Annotated in this window: 2 protein-coding genes; both read right to left on the bottom strand. The window is 38.7% G+C overall.

The features are described 5' to 3' along the window. Positions 1 to 200 precede the first annotated feature (200 nt). Positions 201 to 1,862 carry an NUDIX domain-containing protein gene (locus tag N4310_RS08195; protein ID WP_262092787.1) on the bottom strand — a complete coding sequence of 554 codons (1,662 nt, stop codon included), beginning with the start codon at positions 1,860 to 1,862 and terminating at the stop codon, positions 201 to 203. Between the two features lie 309 nt (positions 1,863 to 2,171). Continuing rightward, positions 2,172 to 2,321, bottom strand: a complete 150-nt coding sequence (locus N4310_RS08670) for a fructose-bisphosphatase class III (RefSeq protein WP_420832909.1) — start codon at positions 2,319 to 2,321, stop codon at positions 2,172 to 2,174. Positions 2,322 to 2,406: the final 85 nt, after the last annotated feature.

Here is a 2,406-nt window from a genome sequence, read left to right as displayed (position 1 = left end):
AAATCAAAAACTTCTAGAAACATTGATCTATCAGGGTTTCTAGAAGTTTTTTTAGTTATCTATGAATAATTCGGGATTTTGAATTCAAACTAGGCAGCAAGACGCAGGCATAGCTGAAGTTAGGCAAGTCCAAGCTAACGACGTTTGAAGAAGAATAGAAAGAGTATCAGCTTCTATCTTGGCAAAATCATCCCCATAGACTAACCCAGTTTCTTAATCCACTGGACCAGATGCGGATTTAAGGATTGATAAGAATCGACATCCGCAGCAGAAATCCAATCCCAATCGTCAAATTCGCTTCGGTCAATGGCCAAATCAGAGATATCTTCAACCTCTGCATAATAGAGATAAACAATTCGTTGATGGGCTTTATTGATAAAAATAGAATCTAAATAGTGAAAATGAACCACATCCAAATTCATTTCTTCCTTGCATTCTCTGATCAGAGCCTCTTCAATTCCCTCATGGTATTTGACCTTGCCTCCGGGAATATTCCAAATATTGGGGGCAATTTTAGCAGTTGAGCTTCTCTTACAAAGCAGATAATCCCCCTTATAGTTTAGGAGCAACTCAACAGCAAACCGGAAATTCTCCTGTTTAAATCTCTGGGACCTGTTCAGCTGTAACTCAGCTAGTAAGGAAAGAGCTTCCTTCTGCTTCCGAATGCTGGAAGAAGAATCCTTATCTAAAAAATAATCCCTTAACTGGTCAAGCTCAGCTGCCTCAGCTTGTCCGAACTCGAAAACCTCAACAGGTTTACCACCTATAATGGCAGTATTGCGGAAGACGCGGATTTGGAACTTATCAAATCCTCCTAACTGATTCTTGTCTGTCCGTTCAGACGCCTGAAAGCCAAAGGCTTTGATGGTTATCAAGGGACCAACCGATATATCCAGCAATTCCTGTCTAACCTCCCTGTCTCCTTGATAGACATCCTCCGGTAGGTCAAACCAAGGCTCCGTCAACAAACCAGACTGAGCTAGTTCTAGACGGGCCCTTGTTAAACTATTTTCATCTGGATCTTGATAATCAATAATTGCTGAAATAGCCATTGCTTCAAGGTTTTTAAGGAGCTCTAAGTTATCATAGTGCTCCTCCTTCTCATAAACACCCACTTTTTCATGAAAAACCTTGCCAAAATACCGATAAAAATCATTAGGTCTGTAATCGGTTGACAGGAGAGATCTTTTTGAATAAGAAAAGCCATGCTCTTCGTTAATTTCGGTAAAAAATGCTAGCAGATCGAAAAACGGATAGCCACTGTGCAGCAGTTTTCCATAGCCATATTTGGAGGGAGCATTTTCTTGCACAAAGCTTTCACTGGGCATATTCCAGATTCCACCAGAATAAGAAATGTCTATCTTGGTAATTGGAACCTGAAACTCTCCAACAACTTCACTGAGCAGTTCACGAATTTTCTGATAACCTTTGTGGGCTCGCTTTGGGGCTTGAATCTCAAACATTTTTGCTGAACTCTGTTCAAACTGTTCTAAGATTTCTTGGTACTCATCCATGATTGGACGATCACACATCACATCGATACCGTTTTTTAAACAGAAATCAAGATAGAGTTTAGAACCAGCGACATCTGTTGAGATCAGTGCCTTTTTAATAGCATTCTGAGTTACTTTTTCTTGTAACATCTGTTCATATTTTGAGAATAAGATGTTTGAAGGTCCCATTAAACGATCAAGGAGTAGCAATTCATATTGAAGGCTTGTCTTGGATAATAGACTCTCTAATCGTGCTTTTTCCGTCAGAGAATCAACAATGATAACCTTATCAATCCACTTTTCTTTTGCCAAAAACTCCAAATACAGTCTTTGAGCATGACAACCTAGACCAAACAAGATGCAATTCATATCTCAACCTCCCTGAAAATTAATGAAACACTCATAAATATTTATTCATATGTGTTTATAGTATACCACAAAATCCAACGATTTTAGATTTTCTGCATATATTACCAAAAAGACCAAAAGATTCCAGAGTCAATCAAAACTCTGGAACCTTTTATATTCTAAATGACAAAAAAGTTGTGTGGAGCGCAAGCCTTCCACACAACTTATTCTAACAAGCTAGTCTAGGAAACAAGTGACAGACAGGACTAGAGCTATGGCAAAGCCAGTTGACAAGGTCAACTCAATGAAGCTTAGTTCTGTCCTACTCCCTTAATAGTCCTCATAGTGAGTGTACAACCACTCCAAATCCTGAATTTCCTCGGCCAATTGCTTGCCAATACTTGTATCTTTAACACGTTTACGTTCAGTCGCTCGTTCAATGAGCCGTTTTCTCGAAATAATGCCAGAATCACCTTTCAAGATACTTGTAACCCGAATTATTCATAGATAACTAAAAAAACTTCTAGAAACCCTGATAGATCAATGTTTCTAGAAGTTTTTGATT

Origin of the sequence: Streptococcus danieliae (assembly GCF_025447695.1) — a bacterium.
In the GTDB taxonomy this organism is placed as follows: Bacteria; Bacillota; Bacilli; order Lactobacillales; family Streptococcaceae; genus Streptococcus; species Streptococcus danieliae.
Note: the sequence above shows the minus strand (reverse complement) of the source record. Positions and strands in the feature narration are given on the sequence as shown.